This window comes from Bacillus sp. RC240 (assembly GCF_044907945.1).
Taxonomy (GTDB): domain Bacteria; phylum Bacillota; class Bacilli; order Bacillales; family Bacillaceae_G; genus Bacillus_A; species Bacillus_A mycoides.
This window is the reverse complement of record NZ_JBIYCT010000012.1, coordinates 18646-38041: the sequence shown is the minus strand read 5'-3', so window position 1 is coordinate 38041 and position 19396 is coordinate 18646. Positions and strand designations below refer to the sequence as shown.

The following is a 19396-nucleotide window of genomic DNA, read 5'->3' as shown; positions in this document are numbered from 1 at the left end:
CTTTCATGAAATACGTTGAAAATCTTTACTCATACAGGACGGTTTTAGTTTTTTTGATTTGATTAAATGTTTAATATCAGAGATGTTATCGTATGAAAGTTGAGTATGATAATAGTTAATGTACTCAAGTAATGCAAAAATATAAATAAATAGAGTGAATGATACCCCGCCTAAAGGTAAGTGGGGATACCAAATTACAAAATCAATAGTAAACGTAATAAATCCCGTGACAATCAATGCTATATTTATCTTTTTAAGTACTTTTAAATATTGAATCATCCTAATAGGTGTAATAGATGTTTTCTCTTTTTTTAGTCGTTTCCGCTTTACGTACCAGTAAATTGCTCCTTGTAATAAGATAAACTCTAAAAGAAGAAATGAGATCCAAAAAGAAAATAGGGAATATAAATGTAACGTAGGATAAGCATAATTAAGTAAGTAACTTGTGAAAATAAAAGTAATGACTGAAAATAACTCACCTGTGTATAGATAGGAAAGTCTTTTTTCTAGGTTGCGTTTCATGGTTCTTCTCCTTTTATAAAAACTCATATTTTAATACGTGGATGGCTGTATCCATAACTTCGCAAAATTCGCCCAACCGAATGAATCAATTGTTACGTTTTTTAAAGAAGAAGGGTATGTTTTTCTTTTTAAAACGTGATAGTTAAATAAAATGATATTTTCAGCTTGTAAAAACTCTTCAATCTCATACATGAGCTTATACCGTTTTTCTTTATTGTCTTCTAATAAAAAGGTATCAAGTAAACAATTAATTTGTTTTGCATAGTGTGGGTCCATGAATCGATTTACGAAGCAACTTTTATTTTTAAATACATTTAAAAATGCAATTTCATGATCGGTAGCAAATACTTCCCCCATGAAAATAATATCCGCATGTTTATCAATAGAACGATCCATATAATCTGAAACGAGAAATGGGTGAAGTTCTACGTGTACTCCTAATTGTTCGCAGCGTTCTTTTAGGAAATGTGCATCATTTGCACTATCTTTAAATGCGAAGAAATAAATATGTATCGTTTCGCCATTATAGGTGCTCTTTTTTAAATAATCTTTCGCTTTTTCTAAAGAGTAGGACCTGTTAGGAACTTGGCGGCTTCTTTCAGGAAAAAAGCTTGATGCAGCAATTGTTCGTCTGCCCTCTATGTTACGAAGTATCGTTTCAACGTCATATAGTTCTCTCCAAGCTTTTCGAAAGTGAATGTCGTGATGAGGACCAGGTTTTGTAAAGTTGAAGCTAGCATAAATACAACCTATTTCTTCTATTTGTATATCATGCCTTTCGTTTTCCTCTTCATTTGGTAGTTCATAATCAGCATCTATTTGCAAATGATCAGGAATACCCCAAAATTCAATACGGTCTAATAACGCACGCTCTTTAAAATAATGGGTGAACGCTTCGAGTACGATATTGTCTTCAGAGTAATGAGTAAGTTTAAAAGGTCCAGTACCTATGTAGTGATGATTTTGAATAACTGCATCATGCGGTAAAATTGCGAGTTGCATGGAACTCACATAACGTAAGAAAAAAACGTTAGGTTTTGCTAAATGAAATCGTATTTGCAGTGGTGATGGTGTTTCAATTTGAACAATTTCTTCTGTTAACCATTCGAAAGGAGATTGAACTTGTTTTAGTCTTTCAAATGAAAATTGTACATCTTTAGAAGTTAAAACTGTTTCGTTATGAAAATGTATATCCTTTCGTAAATAAAAGGTCCACGTAAGCCCGTCTGAACTTAATTCCCACGTATGTGCAATGTGTGGTTCCATTTTTTCAGTAACATCATTATAAACGACTAACGTATCAAAAATTTGACTCGTAAGATGGCTCTCCGTAGTTACAGCCACAAAAGCCGGATCTAATGGGAATATCTTTCTTGATATAGGAATCTTCAATATGTCGTACATATCATTTGAAGGTTTGTATCCAAAATGATGATGTAGTTTATTTTCTATCTTTTTTTGAAGTGCAAGGGGTAGAGGTTCTTTTAAAAGAAGAAAAACATCCTTTAACTTTTCTTGCGCTAACAGTTCATCTGTATAGGATTCAATTGCTTCTAGGAAACTATGTGTAAATAAAATTTCCGTTTTATTTCCGCGACCACGTCCTGGAGTCCAGTGAATTAATTGTTCCTCGCTCATTTTCTTTAATAAAATTTTTACGTTTTTCGTACTGCAATATAAAACATCCGCTAATTCTTGTAAGCTATTTCGTATATGTTGTTGATCTTGTGCATGTAGCCTTAGTCTAATGTAATAGTCCATAATTTTCATATGTACACTTCCTTCTATAATAAAGTGAAACTTTAATCAGTGGGGCATCCCCCACTGATTATTAGCCTTCACCAATCGGGCTTTTACGGGCAGTTGATCCCCGCCTAACTTCTTTGCTTTCGCTGAATTTTGAGGTGGGGGTCTTACTGCCCGTTAATGTTTGATAAAAGGGGAAACTCTTTAGAATATTCTAACCTTTTTCTTCCTCTTTTTCAAAGTAAAATGAATAAGCATAAGGAGGGGGAACCGATGGGATTCTGGAGTATGCATCGAAATATAAAAATTAGAATTATAACATCATTTTTAACACGAGCGGTATCAACGATGATTTTTCCGTTTATGGCAATTTATTTTTCAATAAAGTTAGGTAGTGCGATGGCTGGTGCTTTACTACTAATTAATGTAATAGCTTCATTAGTAATTGGTTTATACGGTGGATATATTGGAGATCGACTCGGTCGTAAAAAAGTAATGATTATCGGCCAAAGTATACAAGTCGTTTCCATTGCTTGTATGGGAATTGCGAACTCAGATTATGTAGATTCACCGTGGTTAACATTTTTATTTATGCTAGTGAACAGCTTAGGATCTGGACTTATGAACCCAGCGACCGAAGCGATGTTAATCGATGTGAGTACACCTGAAAATCGAAAGATCATGTACAGCATTAACTACTGGGCTATTAACTTGTCAATTGCGATTGGAGCAATATTTGGCGGGTTACTATTTGAAAACTATAGATTACAATTGTTTATCGTATTAACGGTTGTTGCAATCATTACTTTATATGTGATGGCTGTATATATGGAAGAAGTGTATGTAGCACGAAAAACAGTGGAGAAGAAAAATGTATTAAAAGATATGGCAGATAGTTATAAAGTCGTGATGAAAGACCGAACGTTTTTAATTTTTTGTGCAGCAAGTATATGTACATTATCTTTAGAGTTTCAAATTAATAATTATTTAGGGATACGTTTACAGAAGGAATTTGAAACGGTGCACTTTTTCTTCGGGAATGGTTTTACATTCGATTTAACAGGTATTCGAATGCTCAGCTGGATATCGGCAGAGAATACAATTTTAGTTGTGTTATGTACAGCGCTTCTTATTAAAATGTTGAAGAGCTTCAACGATTTAAAGATTTTATATGTAGGCTTATTCATTTATACAATTGGATTTACCATACTCGGAACGAGCAATAGTTTATGGATTTTATTAATTGCAGGGCTTTTCCAAACTGTAGGAGAGATGATGTATGTGCCAGTTCGTCAATCTATTATGGCAGATATGGTGCCGAATGAGGCAAGAGGCTCTTATATGGCGATTAACGGAATGGTCTTTCAAGTTGCGAAAATGAATGGTGCATTAGGTGTTATGCTAGGCTCATTTATTGCATCTTGGGGCATGAGTGCTCTGTACTTTATTGTTGGTATGAGCAGTATTTTATTATTTATGAAGGCGATAGGGAAAGAAAAGTATGAGGATGAAAGGGAGGTTTCTCAGATTGGATAAAACTATATAAAAAGCGAGCCAGTTATATACTGGGACTCGCTTTTTATATAATTTTTAAAACGGATCAACTTCAGCTAAGTCAGGGTTGGCATTCGGACTTGTTAATAAGGTTTTCAGTTCACCCACTTCTGAGAGAGCGACGAGAATATAACCACTAATGAGGACGATGAGTCCGATGACTCGTAATGTTTGCAATTTAATGTCACGGCTATTTTTTTCTGAGTTGTTTTGGGGCGTTGCAGGCGGATTGTTGTTCATAATAGGTCTCCTATCTTTTTTATTTATATGTGTAAAATCATTATTTAACTTATGGATAGGAATTGTATAGTCATTTTCACTATATGAGAACTGCCTATGAAAAGTGATTAGAAATTTTGGGACGAGAAAAGAGGCTGTGATGTGCAGCCTCTTTTTCGTTAAAATGCGGAAATTCGTTTCTTCGTTTTTGGTACAATAATAAATTTGATCCAGAGTAACCCGATAACCATAATGATAAGGCTATGTAAAAATTGTACTGTAGCAATGAGTATAACACTTGAAAATACAATGAGTTGAATACTTAGTAATGTGAAAATTAAGCTGAGAAATTGATTCATTCTTTTTTCAGTAGCAATCGGATATAATGCTACAATAATATTTCCTGAAAAATATTTCCACAGAGAACGAAGTTGCATAGAGATCATGTATAGGACGATGTAAGCAGTAGCACCTTTTACGTATATATTCGGAACGAAATATAGGATGAAAGCACCGATTACCCCCAAGCGAATATATATACCGAAATAATCATTACCACGTAAAAATGCAAGTGTGTATAAATAGAAGAAAGTAGCTCGTTTTTTATGTAGTAAAGGTTCGATCCAATTTGTAAGCCATTTTCTGCCGTTTACTTGTTTTTTTAGCTGCGGAACATCGGTAAAGATGCTAGCGAATTGATAAAAGCGTATGTCCATTTTTTCTTCTTGCTCAATTATGTATTCCCACGGTATTCGCTTTGTGGGCTGTTTCTTCGTATATAGAAGTAAGAAAGCGAGAAGTAAGAGTAATCCACCTAATACAATTACATTTGCAGTATAAAATAGCATGTAAATGATCAGGGCGTTACAAGCAATACGAATGATAAACCATATGTTTTTTTCATAACTATCACGCCACATCCAATGTATGTATATGTTCCAGCCTTTTAAAATCATTAAAACGATAAAGATTGTATATAAAAAAGGTACGGTTAATTGTAATGATTGCAGTGCAAGTGGTACGAGAATAAGGAACGTAAATAATAATGGGAAGAGCTGAATGATGTAATTATATAGAAGAGATTTTTTAAAATAAGAAGTTAATTTCTCTTCTAGTGCTAGTAAATAGACAGCATCGGGCTTTTGAATAAATGTACGTATTGGGCATCTCGTTATAATCGCTGTTAAGACGATTGTAATAAGCAATAGAGATATTCCTTTAGAAGGATCCGTTTTAAGAAACTTAGCGTAATAATATGCACCTACACATGAGACGAAGATGAAGCTATATAGTAAACCGTTAATCATACGTGCAAAGTATGTGATGGCATTTTGAATATGTTGTTGAAAGCGAGAGCTCCATAGTGATTCGATTGACATGTTTTTCACCTCTTTTTTCTATTATATATGTTTTATAAAGTAAAAAACGAGCAAATTGCGTTACGCAACTTGCTCGTTTTTCTTTTCTTTATTTTTTTTCTGATCACGATTCATTAATGGATAGAAGGCAAAGCCAATCCCGAATAAACCAATTCCGAGAAGGAATGTTTTTATATCGGACGCGCCTGTTTTAATAACCCATAACGCATAGCAAATTGCAATAACTGCGACCACACCATCTATAATTCTTGCCCGTAACTCATTTTTATAAGTTTCACCAGTTGCGACCAGTTTTAACTGGAATATTGGTGAAACGAGATATGGAATGAGGTAGGCTAAAGTTGATACTGTAATAACGAATGTATAAGCTTCCGCAATGGTTCCAGATAGTGTTGAGAATAAGAACACTTGTGACATAATGTTTGTTAATCGTAATGAGTAAATTGGACTTCCTTTTTTATTTGTTTTTGTAAAGAAGGAAGGGAAGAAACCTTCTTTTGCAGCTTGGTAAGGTACTTCTGAGCTTAATAAAATCCAGCCTAATATTGAACCGAATAGGGAAGTAAGAGCAAGTAATGCCATAAGTTTCCCGCCACCATGACCCATTGCAGCGTTTAATGCATCTGCTAATGGACGTTCAGAAGCTTGTAATTTATCAACGTGAAGCACACCCATTGTTAAAATTGTAATTCCTAAATAAATTGCAACCGTTATTAATAAACCGGCAACAGTCGCACGTTTTACCGTTTTTGGAGAGGTAGCTCGGTTTGATAAAAGAACGGCTGATTCAATCCCGATAAATGCCCAAAGCGTTGTAAGAGCCGCTAAATTTACTTGTGAAAGGAGGCCATGTGATACGCCTTCTTTATCGATCATTGGTGTGTACCATTGTCCAAATTTTGAAGCTTCGAACGCAAATAACGTAACGACGATGAATAGAAGGAATCCAGTTACTTTCGTTGTTGTTGCTAAGAAGTTTAGCTTCCCAGCTCCGCTTACACCGTTTGTTAAAATTAAATGTGTTCCCCAAAGTAAGATGGAACAAATAGTAAATGTAATTAGTTTTCCAACTTCTATATTGAAAGAGCCGATTGAAAACAATAGTCGTGTATCTTTCATAATCGGGAAGAAGAGCGATAAATATCCCGCGAAAGATGTAATGATGGCAACGTTACTTGCCCAGTTTGCAACCCAATATCCCCATACCATACTGAAACCAGCCATTTTCTTTCTTTTTGGTGTTGAGAATAAAGCATATGCATGACTTTGTGGTCCTGTTGTTAAATCAGGACGACGAATTGCTAAATTACCGAAAACAAGAGCTAGCATTAAAACACCAAACCCTGTTGTTAACCAAGCTAAAGTGACACCGAGTGGGCTTGCTGTTTGTGCCAACGTACTTGGCACCATGAAAATACCAGCGCCAACCATGTTACCGACAACGAAAGCTGTTAGTACCCAAAAGCCCCATTTTTTTTGTTGCATAGAAAATACCTCCAAAGTTAGTATAACCAAGTCAAGCGAGGAGATATGTATGTCTTCCACGATAGGGAAGAGAAGGTCCAAACAAAACAAAAAAAGCACGTAATCTGCCGCTACATGCTTTCTATCTTATAAGAAACCCACGACATACCTCTCGATAGCTCTCCACAAACGAAACGTTTGTGACAGTTCTGCACTTATTAAATGCAGACCCAGCAAGCGTGCATGGTGGACACGTCTTACTTCGGCAACCATTCCTTTCTCATTCCTTCATCAATGCCACTACATCTCCTGAAATGATACTTTTAATGATTGCAACCTCTACCTCACCGAGATACGAATGAGGATTTATGTATTAAATTAACATGTTTAAGAGTAACAAATGTATTTTTATACGTCAATGGATATAGTAATAATCAGATTATAGAGAAGAATTTGTTATTAGGTCCCGGAGGATTTTAACTAAAAAGCAGCTGACCTAAATATTAGATCAGCTGCTACATATAAGATTAAACTAAGTTTAATACAGTTACTTTTTGACGAGTCATAGACTCAAGGCTCTTACGAATACCTTGTGCGCCCATACCTGAACCTTTTACACCGATGAATGGGAAGTGGTCAGGGCCGCGCTCTGTGCGTCCGTTAATTTGAACAGAACCAGTGTCGATTTTGTTAGCAATTGCAAATGCTTTGTTAATGTCTTTTGTGAAGACACTTGCTTGCAGACCGAACTCTGATTTGTTAGCAATTTCAATCGCTTGTTCGTCAGAAGAAACACGGATGATTGGAAGGATTGGGCCAAATGGCTCTTCCCAAGCAACTTTCATTTCTTCTGTTACGTTGTCGATTAATGTTGGATAAATTAGGTTACGCTCACGTTTGTTACCGATAACGATTGTTGCACCTTTTTCAGCAGCATCGTCAATTAAACCTTGAACGAAGTCAGCAGATTTGTCGTCGATTAATGGAACGATTGTGCTGTTTTGTTCTGGAGATCCAACTGATAGTTCAGCTACTTGCTCTTTTAATAAGCCAGCTAGTTCGTCTGCTACATTTTCATGTACAAGTACACGCTTAATAGCTGTACAACGTTGACCTGAGTAAGAGAATGCACCGCTTACGATATGCTTTGCAGCTTCTTGTAAGTCTGCATCTTCACAAACGATACCAGGATCTTTACCACCAAGTTCTAATACAAGTGGAATCATCGCAGCTTTTTTCGCTAAATGTTTACCTGTATTTGTACCACCTGTGAACGATACCATATTTACGCCAGGATGTTCTACTAAGTAGTCACCAATTACAGAACCGCGTCCTGTAGCTACATTTACAAGACCTTTTGGAAGGCCAGCTTTATGAAGTGCTTCAACCATTTTAACACCGCTAATTGCACCTTGAGTTGCTGGTTTGAAGATAACAGCGTTACCCATAATAAGTGCTGGTGCAAGTTTTGCAGCAGATAAGTTTACTGGGTAGTTAAATGGTGCAATTGCTAATACAACACCAAGTGGTGCGCGCTGAATAATCGCAAGTTTAGATTTAGATCCACCAGGGAAGCTATCACCCATCATGCTTTCACCGTGCATGTGAAGTGCTTCGTCAACTGTGTAACGAATTAAGTCAGCTGTACGAACGACTTCTTTTTGCGCATCTTTATAGCCTTTACCGACTTCTTTCATAATGATATCGGCAATTTCATCTTGCATATTTACGAGCTCATCAGCCCATTTATATAAATATTTTGCGCGATCTTGTAGAGAAGCTTCAGCCCATGATTTTTGAGCTTCTTTTGCAGATGCAATTGCTTCATCTACTTCTCCTTGAGTAATTGCTTGTACTTGCCCAATTACTTCGTGTAAGTATGGAGATGGAATGTCGATTGTTTGACCTGAAGAGCTTTCTCTCCATTCTCCGTTTAAATAAAATTTGTACGTATTGCTAGTTGTCATGATTAGTCCTCCTAAAATAGCAACTTGTAAGAGTGAGTATAAGGTGATTGTAGGTGGTTTGATAATATTTTTCAAATGAAATGTTTGTGAAAACGATTTCTTACTATTTTTTTATTTTGTATGCCCTTTCTTACAGAAGATTCTCTTATTTCAAGCTGAATTATAAGCAGAATGCATCACTTTTATTTTTTGTGATAAAAGATTATTTTATTCTAAAGCGAAAAAAATAATTGACAGAATACTCAATAAAGTTGTAAGATTATAAATGGAAAATAAATGAAGGGGGTGTGCGTAATGATTGTAATCGTAAATGTAATGGGCTTAGCTCTGTTAAATGGCGGAAAACATTCATATCATTACGCAACCCGTGCGGATATATAGGACCTTTTTGTCTTATGAGAAGCGTACGTTGCGTATATCGTAACGTACGCTTTTATGCATTCTATTGCATATCGTCAAAGCGGCGGTATGCTTTTTTTTGTTTATTTTCCTTGTTACTATAAAAAATCAGAATTTGGAAGGTGGAAAAATGTGATGAAATTGTATGGCTTACGAAATGTAAATGTGATGGGTTTGGATAGCGGGTAAAGAAATGTGAATCAAACGGGAACGAGAAAGGGGAGGTTATATTGTTTTCAGTATTACTAAAGTTAAGCTGGTTTTTTAGGGAGCATTGGAAAAGGTATAGTATCGCAATTGGGGTACTTTTAATTGTAAACGTGATAGAGGTAATTCCTCCGAAAGTGTTAGGAATTACCATTGATAACATTAAAACAGGGGCCTTAACGAATGAGGCAATTATGCAATATATTTTTATTTTACTTGGGGTAACGATTGGTGGGTATGTGCTTACTTTCATTTGGCAGCACCAACTATTTGGCGGTGCGTTCGTACTTGAGAAAACGATGCGTTCAAAATTTATGGGGCATTTACTTAAGATGACACCGACGTTTTATCAAAAAAATCGTACTGGCGATTTAATGGCGAGAGCGACAAATGATTTAAAAGCAATCTCCATGACAGCTGGTTTTGGTATATTAACGCTCGTTGATTCTAGTCTATATATGCTTACAATCGTTTGTATGATGGGCTTTTCAATTAGTTGGCAGTTAACATTTGCTGCGCTTATACCACTTCCGATTATGGCGTATGCGATGAATAGATACGGAAAGAAGTTGCATGAAAGATTTACAGTCGCGCAAGATGCATTCGGGGATATGAACGATAAAGTACTTGAATCAATTGCGGGTGTACGCGTTATTCGTGCGTATGTACAGGAGAAAGCTGATCAAGAAAGGTTTCATCAGTTAGGAGATGACGTATACGAGAAAAATATGAGAGTAGCAAGAATCGATGCATTATTCCAGCCGACTGTGAAAATGCTCGTCGGTCTTAGTTATTTAATTGGTTTAGTGTACGGTGCATATCTCGTATTCCAATCAAAGGTGACACTTGGCGAGCTCGTTTCTTTTAACGTCTATTTAGGGATGATGATTTGGCCGATGTTTGCAATTGGTGAATTGATTAATGTTATGCAAAGAGGAAATGCGTCGCTCGACCGTGTAAATGAAACGTTAGCTTATGAACCAGATGTAAAGAGTCCGAAAGATCCAAAGGTTGTACAAGAGCCAGATTACATTCAATTTGATAACGTTACTTTTTCATATCCTTCATCAATTGAAACAAATTTAAAAAATGTTTCGTTCTCATTAAAACAAGGAGAGACACTTGGAGTTGTTGGGAAAACAGGAAGCGGGAAAACGACGCTCGTTCGTCAGTTTCTTCGTCAATATCCACTTGGAGAAGGGGATATTGCGGTTTCTGATGTGAAGCTAGATAAAATTACGAATGATAACGTACTTGGCTGGATTGGGTATGTACCTCAGGAACACATTTTGTTCTCAAAAACAGCGAAGGAAAATATTTTATTCGGAAATAGAGAAGCGACTGAAGAAGAACTTGAAAAAGCGATTGAAATAGCTGCGTTTAAAAAGGATTTAGAGTTTTTACCGGAAGGTTTAGAAACGCTCGTTGGAGAGAAAGGTGTTTCTTTATCAGGTGGGCAAAAGCAAAGGATTTCGATTGCGAGGGCTGTTATTCAAAATCCGGAAATTTTAATTTTGGACGATTCTTTATCAGCTGTTGATGCTCGTACTGAAGCGGCAATTATTGAAAACATACGAACAGAAAGAAGCGGGAAGACGACGATTATAACAACGCATCGTTTGTCAGCAGTGCAGCATGCTGATTGGATTCTCGTTATGGATAACGGTGAGGTTATTGAAGAAGGTTCGCATGAAGCGCTCGTTCGAAATGGGGGCTGGTATGCAGAGCAGTTCGAAAGACAACAAGGTGAAAGTGAAAGTACGGATAGTGGGGTGAAAATATGAGTGTTTCAAAACGATTGTTTCAATACGCGATGAAAGTAAAAGGGCCGATTTTTGCAGCGATGGCGATGCTATTTGTTTTCGTTATTGCAGAACTCGCGGGTCCTTTCGTCGCAAAAACGATGATCGATGAGCATATCGTTGGAATAGAGAGACCCTGGTATGAAACAGAAAAGAGTGAGGATGCTGTTTCATATAATGGCGCCTTTTATAAGCGAAGTGATCGCTTTGAACAAGGTGAGCAAAAAGGGAAAGAAGTCCGAGTGATTCAAGTTGGTTTTCAGTACTATTTTGTACCGAATAAAATAACGCTTGAAGGAACTCGTTCTGTTAAGGGTGATGTGCTTACAGTACAAAGTGGTAAGGCAGTGCAAGTGTATAAATCGAAAGCCTTAACGAAAGAAGAAGTATTTGCGTTTTATAAACCAGAAATAAATAGGTTATTACTACTTGGCGGTGGATATTTCGCTTTATTAGTAATCGTATCATTATTTGCATACGGAAAGCAGTTCTTCTTACAGAAGGCGGCAAATAAAATTATTCAAATTATGAGGGAAGACGTCTTTTCCCATATTCAAACGTTGCCAATTCGTTATTTTGACCATTTACCAGCAGGGAAAATTGTATCGCGTGTAACGAATGATACAGAAGCGATTCGTGATTTATATGTAACAGTGCTTGCGACATTCGTCTCTAGTATCATCTATATTATCGGGATTTTCGCTGCGCTATTTTTACTTGATGTAAAACTGGCGGCACTATGCTTACTCATCATCCCAATTTTAATTGTTTGGGCGATTATGTATAGAAAGTATGCGTCTGTATACAATCATAAAATGCGTTCGCGTTTATCGGATATTAACGGAACAGTGAATGAATCAATTCAAGGGATGCCAATTATTCAAGCATTTCGTCAAGAACATGAAACGAAGAAGGAATTTGAAGAGTTAAATGGTGATTATTTTAAATATCAAAATAAAATTTTAAATTTAAATGCAGCAACTTCGCATAATTTAGTGTCTGTATTAAGAAACATCGCTTTTACAGGTGTAATTTGGTATTTTGGTGGTGCTTCATTAAGTGCTTCTGGCCTCCTTTCTCTAGGGATACTGTATGCTTTCGTCGATTATTTAACGAGATTGTTCTCGCCAATTACGAACATGGTGAACCAACTTGCTAACTTAGAGCAATCGCGTGTTGCATCAGAGCGCGTCTTTGAATTGCTAGAGGAAAAGGGAGAGGCAGTAGAAGAAGAACGTATGCCTCGCTTAACCGGAAATGTGAAATTCGATAATGTTTCGTTTTCTTACAATGGAAAAGATGAAGTATTAAAAAATATTTCTTTCGAAGCGAAACAAGGGGAGACAGTGGCACTTGTCGGTCATACTGGATCAGGAAAAAGTTCCATTATGAATGTGCTCTTTCAGTTTTATGAATTTCAAAAAGGGAAGCTTACGATTGATGGTCACGATGTAACAGAGATGCCGAAACAAGCAACACGTGAACATATGGGAATTGTATTGCAAGATCCGTTTTTATTTAGCGGGACAGTGGCATCCAATGTAAGCTTAGAAAATGAAAAAATTTCAAAAGATCGCATCGTAAAGGCGTTACGTGATGTTGGTGCGGAAAGGTTTGCGAACAATATAGATGAAAAAATTACGGAGAAAGGAAGTACACTTTCAACCGGAGAACGTCAGCTTATATCGTTTGCTAGGGCACTTGCTTTTGATCCTGCTATTTTAATTTTAGATGAAGCGACTTCCAGTATTGATACAGAAACAGAAGCGATGATTCAACAAGCGCTAGAAGTTGTGAAGAAAGGACGAACGACGTTTATTATCGCTCATCGTCTTTCAACAATTAAGAGCGCTGATCAAATTATTGTGCTTGATAGAGGAACGATTTTGGAAAAAGGTTCCCATGATGAATTAATGAAAAAGCGCGGGCGTTATTACGATATGTATAAAACGCAAATGGAAGGAAACCAGAGTGCTTAATTTTTAGAAGAACTTGCGATTTTCGCAAGTTCTTTTTTGATCGGATTGTCCGCTTAGAAGTTAATATATTTCACCGGCTGAAAAACTTATAAATAAGTAGGTATTGTTTTACCTTTTTCTTTATAAATGCTATATTAAAAAATGTTACTTATTTTTTGTATGTAGCGCTATTTTTCCATTTTGTTTGATTATGAAGAAAAAGGTTAAACTAAATAAGAACATTTTCATTGAAAAATTGTTCGAAATTGCATACAATCAATATAGTTTTTAAATTCCTATCAGAATACTTGGAGGACTACTATCATGAAAAAATTATTTTCAGTGCTTGCAGTAACTACATTAGCGATTGGGATTGTAGCGGGCTGCGGTAAAGAAGAGAAAAAAGATACAGCTAATCAAGATGCATTACAGAAGATAAAACAAAGCGGTGAGCTTGTAATTGGTACAGAAGGTACATATCCACCATTTACGTTCCACGATACAAACGATAAATTAACTGGGTTTGACGTTGAATTAGCAGAAGAAGTTGCAAAACGTTTAGGTGTAAAGCCTGTATTTAAAGAAACACAATGGGATAGCTTACTTGCAGGAATAGATGCAAAACGTTTCGACATGGTTGCGAACGAAGTTGGTATTCGTGAAGATCGCCAAAAGAAATATGACTTCTCTAGTCCATATATTTCTTCTTCAGCAGCATTAGTTATTGCGAAAGATAAAGATAAACCTGCTACATTTGCTGACGTAAAAGGATTAAAAGCAGCACAATCTTTAACAAGTAACTACGCAGATATTGCTAAGAAAAATGGTGCGGAAATCACAGGTGTAGAAGGATTTAGCCAAGCAGCAGAATTATTAAGTTCTGGCCGCGTTGATTTCACAATCAATGATAAATTATCAGTGTTAAACTATTTAGAAACGAAAAAAGATGCAAAAATTAAAATTGTAGATACAGAAAAAGAAGCGTCACAAAGTGGATTCTTATTCCGTAAAGGTAGCGACAAACTTGTACAAGAAGTAAATAAAGCGTTAGAAGATATGAAAAAAGATGGTACGTACGATAAAATAACGAAAAAATGGTTCGGTGAAAATGTATCTAAGTAGCGCATTGATGTCAGATCGATTGTCTACTTGGATAGATATTATGCAGACTTCCTTCGCGCCTATGCTGAAGGAAGCTGTCTTTACGACAATTCCGTTAACGCTTATTACATTTATTATCGGTATTATACTTGCGACGTTAACAGCGCTCGCACGTATTTCAGGTAGTCGTATTTTACAATGGATTGCTCGTGTCTATGTATCTATCATTCGCGGAACGCCACTTCTTGTACAGTTATTTATTATTTTCTATGGTCTTCCAACTCTTAATATTGAAGTTGAGCCATATACAGCAGCAGTTATTGGATTTTCATTAAATGTAGGTGCATATGCATCTGAAATTATTCGTGCTTCTATCCTTTCAATCCCGAAAGGACAGTGGGAAGCAGCTTACACAATTGGGATGACATACCCGCAAGCATTAAAACGTGTTATTTTACCACAAGCAACACGCGTATCAATTCCGCCGCTTTCGAATACATTTATTAGTTTAGTGAAGGATACGTCATTAGCGTCGTTAATTTTAGTAACAGAAATGTTCCGAAAAGCGCAGGAAATTGCGGCAATGAACTATGAGTTTTTAATTGTTTATTTTGAAGCAGGTCTAATTTATTGGGTAATTTGCTTCTTATTATCTATCGTGCAACAAATATTAGAAAAACGTTCAGAACGTTATACTCTAAAATAACCCTTTCATAAAAGGAGTTTTTGTTTTTATGATTTCAATTCAACATTTACAAAAAAGTTTCGGAGATAATACCGTATTAAAACATATAGACTTATCAGTTGAGAAGGGCGAAGTGGTTGTTATTATCGGGCCATCTGGATCTGGTAAAACGACATTCTTGCGTTGTCTCAACGTGTTAGAAACGCCGAACGCTGGTAACATTCGCATCGGCAATAAAGAGCTCGATTTCTCTCAAAAAGTATCGAAGAAAGATATTGTAAATCTTCGTACGCAAACAGGTATGGTATTCCAGCACCATAATCTATTTCCTCATTTAACAGCAATTCACAATGTAATGGAAGGGCTCGTTACAGTGAAAAAGATGGGGAAAGAAGAAGCGAAGAAAAAAGCAAACTATTTCCTTGAAAAAGTTGGTCTTGCGGATAAAGTAGACTTATATCCGTTCCAATTATCAGGTGGACAACAACAGCGCGTTGGAATCGCTCGTGCGCTTGCGATGGAGCCGGAAGTTTTACTATTTGATGAGCCAACGTCAGCACTTGATCCTGAGCTAGTTCAAGAAGTTTTAAAGGTTATGAAAGAACTTGCTAAAGAAGGAATGACGATGGTCATTGTAACGCATGAAATGCGCTTTGCTCATCAAATTGCGAACCGTGTTATTTTCATGGATGGCGGTGTCGTTGTCGAACAAGGTACACCGGAAGATGTATTTACAAATCCAAAAGAAGAACGAACGAAGAAGTTTTTACAAATGTTGCAGTAAATTAAGGAAGGTCTCAGGGCATATGCCCTGAGACCTTTTTGCCATATATATTTATTTTTGGAATCCGCCAAGACTTTGCTCAGCCATTGCAACTAAACGTTTTGTAATTTCTCCACCAACAGAACCGTTAGCGCGAGCCGTAGAATCTGCTCCTAATTGTACACCAAATTCTTGAGCGATTTCGTACTTCATTTGATCGATTGCTGCTGTTGCACCTGGTACTACTAATTGATTGTAAGAACTTTGGTTTGCCATAGGAATATATCCTCCTTAGAGTTATAAAAATTTTTTTGGTTGGACTAGCTGGATTTGAACCAGATTATCGCCCCGTTTGGCGCTAATCCATCGGTAATTAAGTTTGTACTCATAGTATGGATGTTACCTAGAAAGATATACAAAAAAATAATTTGTAAATTTTGTAAAAAATATTTCGTCATTTCGTAAATTATGAAATAAGAGTAATCGTTGTATTTTTAAGAAAGAAGGCTAAACTAAGAGCGAAATCATATGCGTTTTTTTCTTTGTATAACCAGCTTGGCTTACTTAGCTTATGATTTGTTAAAGTGAGACAAATTCCAGTTTAGTAAAATGAAATTTAAATCGGGAGCAACTACATAGTTCTGTTTTAACCCAGGGTGGGGCAGAAAAAGGAACTGACCGCGTCTGTGCACGGCTAGATGCTCTCTTCAATCTAAAAAAAGGGCTTTTTAATTGTTTTTAAACGATAACGTATGGAGGAATCATGATGGGGATTTGCCCGCTTTGCAACGCGCTAGAATCACAAACATATTCTTGTCAAAATTGCCAAGGTATACTCCAAGATTATGGGAAAACTGTAGATTACATAGATGATTACAGTGCATATATGGATCAAGAATTATTAAGTGCAGTAGACGGTTTAACACATAATAATTCACAGGAGTATTGCAATCATGTTTTTTATTGCGGAGTATGTAATGTGGAAACTGAAGTTGTAGTGAAGCTCGTTTAAATAAAAAACTTCCACCTTATGAAGGAGGTGGAAGTTTTTGTTTTTGTATTTGTGAGTTAATCATAGGGGAAGGGATGTTTTCGGTATGTGACGAAGGATCTGATTTTATTTGCGACATTTTTTCTTTCGTGTCGCGCAAAGAGTGTTCAGTTAAATAGATGGCATATTCATAAAATAATTGGCGCGTAAGTTCACTTTGTTCTTTTAACTTTTCATCTTGGAATACAGTTCGCCCCGGTTTAGAATTTGCTTCAAATAGCCACGGGTTTTCCGTGGTGTCTAAACCAATGTCAAAACCAATTTCTCCAATGTTCCCAGTTACTTGCCCATCAAGTGCATAACTGATTTGTAAGGCTGTTTGTTTTAGTTTATTTTCAATTTGAACTTGCTTTGTTGAATCAGGAAATAGTTCCTGAAGTAATTTCGTATCACCGCCGCTATTTACATGAGTTGTTAAGCTACCTTTGCCGGCGATTTTTGCGACGATTGCACTGACTACCCAATTACCAAAATGGTTTTTATTTGTATGAATGCGAAAATCGACGGGTTGCCCTTCGAATCGGAGCAGTGAGATACCTTGTTGTACGATAAACTTTTTTAAATCATGTCCTTTTAACACATGGTTAAGAAGGGCTTCTAATGATTGATACTTTCTTAGTTTGTTTTGTTCATTTTCACGATAACGACAATAGTAGCAATTATCAGTTTGAGAATAGAGTATTTGATGAATATTTCTTCCGAAGCTACCGTGTATTGGTTTCATATAAATGTACTTATACGTACCGAGAAGTCGTTCTACTTGTTCAAAATGTTGAAATACTTCTGTATTTGGTAAGAATGGTTTAATTGAATCTTCTTTCATTAAAAGTTGATGCACTTCCCATTTATTGAAAAATCCCGGATTAAACCACGGAATCGCATAGTCGCTTTCTAAACGTTTTTTTGCTCTTACGATAGGTTTGTAATTTTCTGCTTGCCGATTTGGTAAACGGTCGTAAATGACATTTGGTAAAGGGACTTTGTTTTTTACCCATTTTCCTTCTTGAAAGAAGTACCCTTCAATTGTTTCCTCTTCCCAGTTTATATGTTGAAGGCCAAAGACAAATACAAATGGCTGTAATGTGAATGGTGGTGTTAATAACTCACTGAGAGAGATGGAACGACTTCCTAAAGGAGAATTAGAATCATCGTTAAAGCCAGTTGTGAAAATCCCGATTAATGGGCCGAAAACAATGGTTTGATTGTGTAAGAAGGCATGGATTGTCGTCGAATGCGGTAGTAAAAGATCGGCTGCAATCTGTTCGCCAATAATAATTTCTCGCGTGAATGAATAATGAATTTTAATATTCTCACATGTAATATAACGTAAGCCAAAGAAAAAGGATGTAATTGGTGGTGTAATAGAAAAAACGTAAGGTAAAGTAATACTATTTGGATGCTCATCTGAAATACTTAATGTATATATGTGCTCTTTCAACGGGGATTTCCTCCTTTCGTTATGGTGTAAATCGGCTAAACTTTAATGGACCATGAAAAATTTGTTCAGCCAGTTCGTCGTTGTACCTAGTATAAACTTCGTAAGAAGGCATCGTATTGACGTACATAAGCCAAATGGCACCTTTTTGATCCATAATGGTAGAAAGCTCTAGTTCAAATAATGAAGAATAGGACTGATCGAGTGTTTTAAAAACTTCGGTTACAACATCATGTAAAGCATCTTTTAATAATTGGACGCCAGTTGGAGAAAGTAAATATTTAATTTTAGAAAATGGATGTAACATAGAACGTTCTGTTGCTGAAAGTAAAAATTGTGCTGGGAATGAAGATTTTTGTATAAATTGACCGAGCACTTTCCAATTCTGTTCTTTATTTTTTTGCATAATGGTTCGAATATGAATCGGATATGATAGTTGATTTGGAGGTTGTAACATTGGATGAATCATATAACGGAATGAGTGTATGTTCGATTTGCACCATGATATAAATTCATCTGTTCGTTTGAATTGAGTAGAAGTATGATGTTGTTCATTTATTGTCTCGATATGAAATGTTTTATTTTTGTAAGTGGCCCGATATAAATTTTCATTGGAGTGTATATTGATTGGTCTTATAATAATATCTCTTGTTTCTAGTAGTAATTTAAAAATTCCTTGTACTGTTCCTTTTATTATTTTTGGTACGTAAGGGGAAAGACGTTTATTAGTAAGAAAAAGATTGTGCAAATCGCTTGGGTTAATAAGTGTGTTGTTTAAAAAAGTAGTGGAAGAACGTTTGTGTAATGAATGAATAATCGCATTTGCTTGTTGGAATTCCTCATCCTCTTTGAAATGACAACGATCATATATATATGAAGGAATGGGAAAGGTTTGATCTATCCAATTTCCTGTATCTGTATCGTAAATAAGACCAGAAACAAGATCTGTCTTTGAATCAATGCTAAACGGTGTGAATTGGGCAACGACGTTATGATAAAGACGAGCTCGCTTAGCGATTTCGGTGTAATACGTTTGCTCGTGATGGAGCCCGGAAGTTAAAAGACCAAGAACCAACGAAATCACTCCTTTAGTAATAAGATGTTTGCATTATAGGCGAAGCTATATATTGCAAATACGTTTTTA

General features: G+C 36.2%; 16 protein-coding genes and 1 riboswitch. Of the genes, 7 read left to right on the top strand and 9 right to left on the bottom strand.

Annotated elements, in window-relative coordinates; translation table 11 throughout:
* Nucleotides 1–3: 3 nt before the first annotated feature.
* On the bottom strand, nucleotides 4–522 hold the full coding sequence (locus ABH955_RS25400; protein ID WP_044444655.1) for a hypothetical protein: 519 nt from the start codon (nucleotides 520–522) through the stop codon (nucleotides 4–6).
* Nucleotides 523–552: 30 nt separating this feature from the next.
* Nucleotides 553–2292, bottom strand: coding sequence for an SgrR family transcriptional regulator (locus ABH955_RS25395; protein WP_404491810.1), 1740 nt, complete (start codon nucleotides 2290–2292; stop codon nucleotides 553–555).
* A gap of 249 nt (nucleotides 2293–2541) precedes the next feature.
* On the opposite strand from ABH955_RS25395, the gene ABH955_RS25390 reads away from it, so the two are divergent.
* Nucleotides 2542–3804 (top strand): MDR family MFS transporter, encoded by a 1263-nt coding sequence (locus ABH955_RS25390; protein WP_404491808.1) that lies wholly within the window; start codon nucleotides 2542–2544, stop codon nucleotides 3802–3804.
* Between the two features lie 54 nt (nucleotides 3805–3858).
* Here ABH955_RS25390 and ABH955_RS25385 read toward each other — a convergent pair whose 3' ends face one another.
* The 4 genes from ABH955_RS25385 to gapN all read right to left on the bottom strand — a co-directional run bounded on the left by ABH955_RS25385 (nucleotide 3859) and on the right by gapN (nucleotide 8851).
* Nucleotides 3859–4062, bottom strand: a complete 204-nt coding sequence (locus tag ABH955_RS25385) for a hypothetical protein (protein ID WP_404455507.1) — start codon at nucleotides 4060–4062, stop codon at nucleotides 3859–3861.
* A gap of 158 nt (nucleotides 4063–4220) precedes the next feature.
* Entirely contained in the window at nucleotides 4221–5420 is a 1200-nt protein-coding gene (locus ABH955_RS25380) for an ABC transporter permease (protein ID WP_404491807.1), read from the bottom strand.
* Nucleotides 5421–5480: 60 nt separating this feature from the next.
* Nucleotides 5481–6905: an amino acid permease gene (locus tag ABH955_RS25375; RefSeq protein ID WP_404455512.1), complete on the bottom strand. Its 1425-nt coding sequence runs from the start codon at nucleotides 6903–6905 to the stop codon at nucleotides 5481–5483.
* Nucleotides 6906–7052: 147 nt separating this feature from the next.
* Nucleotides 7053–7234, bottom strand: a riboswitch (Lysine riboswitch).
* 177 nt (nucleotides 7235–7411) lie between these two features.
* Nucleotides 7412–8851 carry an NADP-dependent glyceraldehyde-3-phosphate dehydrogenase gene (gapN, locus tag ABH955_RS25370; protein ID WP_002010835.1) on the bottom strand — a complete coding sequence of 480 codons (1440 nt, stop codon included), beginning with the start codon at nucleotides 8849–8851 and terminating at the stop codon, nucleotides 7412–7414.
* Nucleotides 8852–9480: 629 nt separating this feature from the next.
* Between gapN and ABH955_RS25365 the strand changes: the two genes are divergently transcribed.
* The 5 genes from ABH955_RS25365 to ABH955_RS25345 all read left to right on the top strand — a co-directional run bounded on the left by ABH955_RS25365 (nucleotide 9481) and on the right by ABH955_RS25345 (nucleotide 15787).
* Nucleotides 9481–11241, top strand: coding sequence for an ABC transporter ATP-binding protein (locus ABH955_RS25365; RefSeq protein ID WP_404455515.1), 1761 nt, complete (start codon nucleotides 9481–9483; stop codon nucleotides 11239–11241).
* Nucleotides 11238–13238, top strand: coding sequence for an ABC transporter ATP-binding protein (locus ABH955_RS25360; protein WP_404455518.1), 2001 nt, complete (start codon nucleotides 11238–11240; stop codon nucleotides 13236–13238). Before ABH955_RS25365 ends, ABH955_RS25360 begins: the two co-directional genes overlap by 4 nt.
* Nucleotides 13239–13541: 303 nt before the next feature.
* The gene (locus ABH955_RS25355) at nucleotides 13542–14339 is read left to right on the top strand and encodes an amino acid ABC transporter substrate-binding protein (protein WP_002030008.1); all 798 of its coding nucleotides are present in this window, start codon (nucleotides 13542–13544) and stop codon (nucleotides 14337–14339) included.
* On the top strand, nucleotides 14326–15024 hold the full coding sequence (locus tag ABH955_RS25350; protein ID WP_404455521.1) for an amino acid ABC transporter permease: 699 nt from the start codon (nucleotides 14326–14328) through the stop codon (nucleotides 15022–15024). The genes ABH955_RS25355 and ABH955_RS25350 overlap by 14 nt, the downstream gene beginning before the upstream one ends.
* Before the next feature lie 28 nt (nucleotides 15025–15052).
* Entirely contained in the window at nucleotides 15053–15787 is a 735-nt protein-coding gene (locus ABH955_RS25345) for an amino acid ABC transporter ATP-binding protein (protein ID WP_002010843.1), read from the top strand.
* Nucleotides 15788–15838: 51 nt separating this feature from the next.
* On the opposite strand, the gene sasP is transcribed toward ABH955_RS25345, so the two are convergent.
* Nucleotides 15839–16042 carry a small acid-soluble spore protein, SasP family gene (sasP, locus tag ABH955_RS25340; protein WP_000013349.1) on the bottom strand — a complete coding sequence of 68 codons (204 nt, stop codon included), beginning with the start codon at nucleotides 16040–16042 and terminating at the stop codon, nucleotides 15839–15841.
* A 490-nt stretch (nucleotides 16043–16532) separates the two neighbouring features.
* Here sasP and ABH955_RS25335 point away from each other — a divergent pair, with 490 nt between their 5' ends.
* On the top strand, nucleotides 16533–16778 hold the full coding sequence (locus ABH955_RS25335) for a hypothetical protein (protein WP_002087367.1): 246 nt from the start codon (nucleotides 16533–16535) through the stop codon (nucleotides 16776–16778).
* Nucleotides 16779–16794: 16 nt separating this feature from the next.
* Here ABH955_RS25335 and ABH955_RS25330 read toward each other — a convergent pair whose 3' ends face one another.
* Nucleotides 16795–18255 carry a YheC/YheD family endospore coat-associated protein gene (locus ABH955_RS25330; RefSeq protein ID WP_113936707.1) on the bottom strand — a complete coding sequence of 487 codons (1461 nt, stop codon included), beginning with the start codon at nucleotides 18253–18255 and terminating at the stop codon, nucleotides 16795–16797.
* 19 nt (nucleotides 18256–18274) lie between these two features.
* Nucleotides 18275–19327 carry a YheC/YheD family protein gene (locus tag ABH955_RS25325; protein ID WP_219301329.1) on the bottom strand — a complete coding sequence of 351 codons (1053 nt, stop codon included), beginning with the start codon at nucleotides 19325–19327 and terminating at the stop codon, nucleotides 18275–18277.
* Nucleotides 19328–19396: the final 69 nt, after the last annotated feature.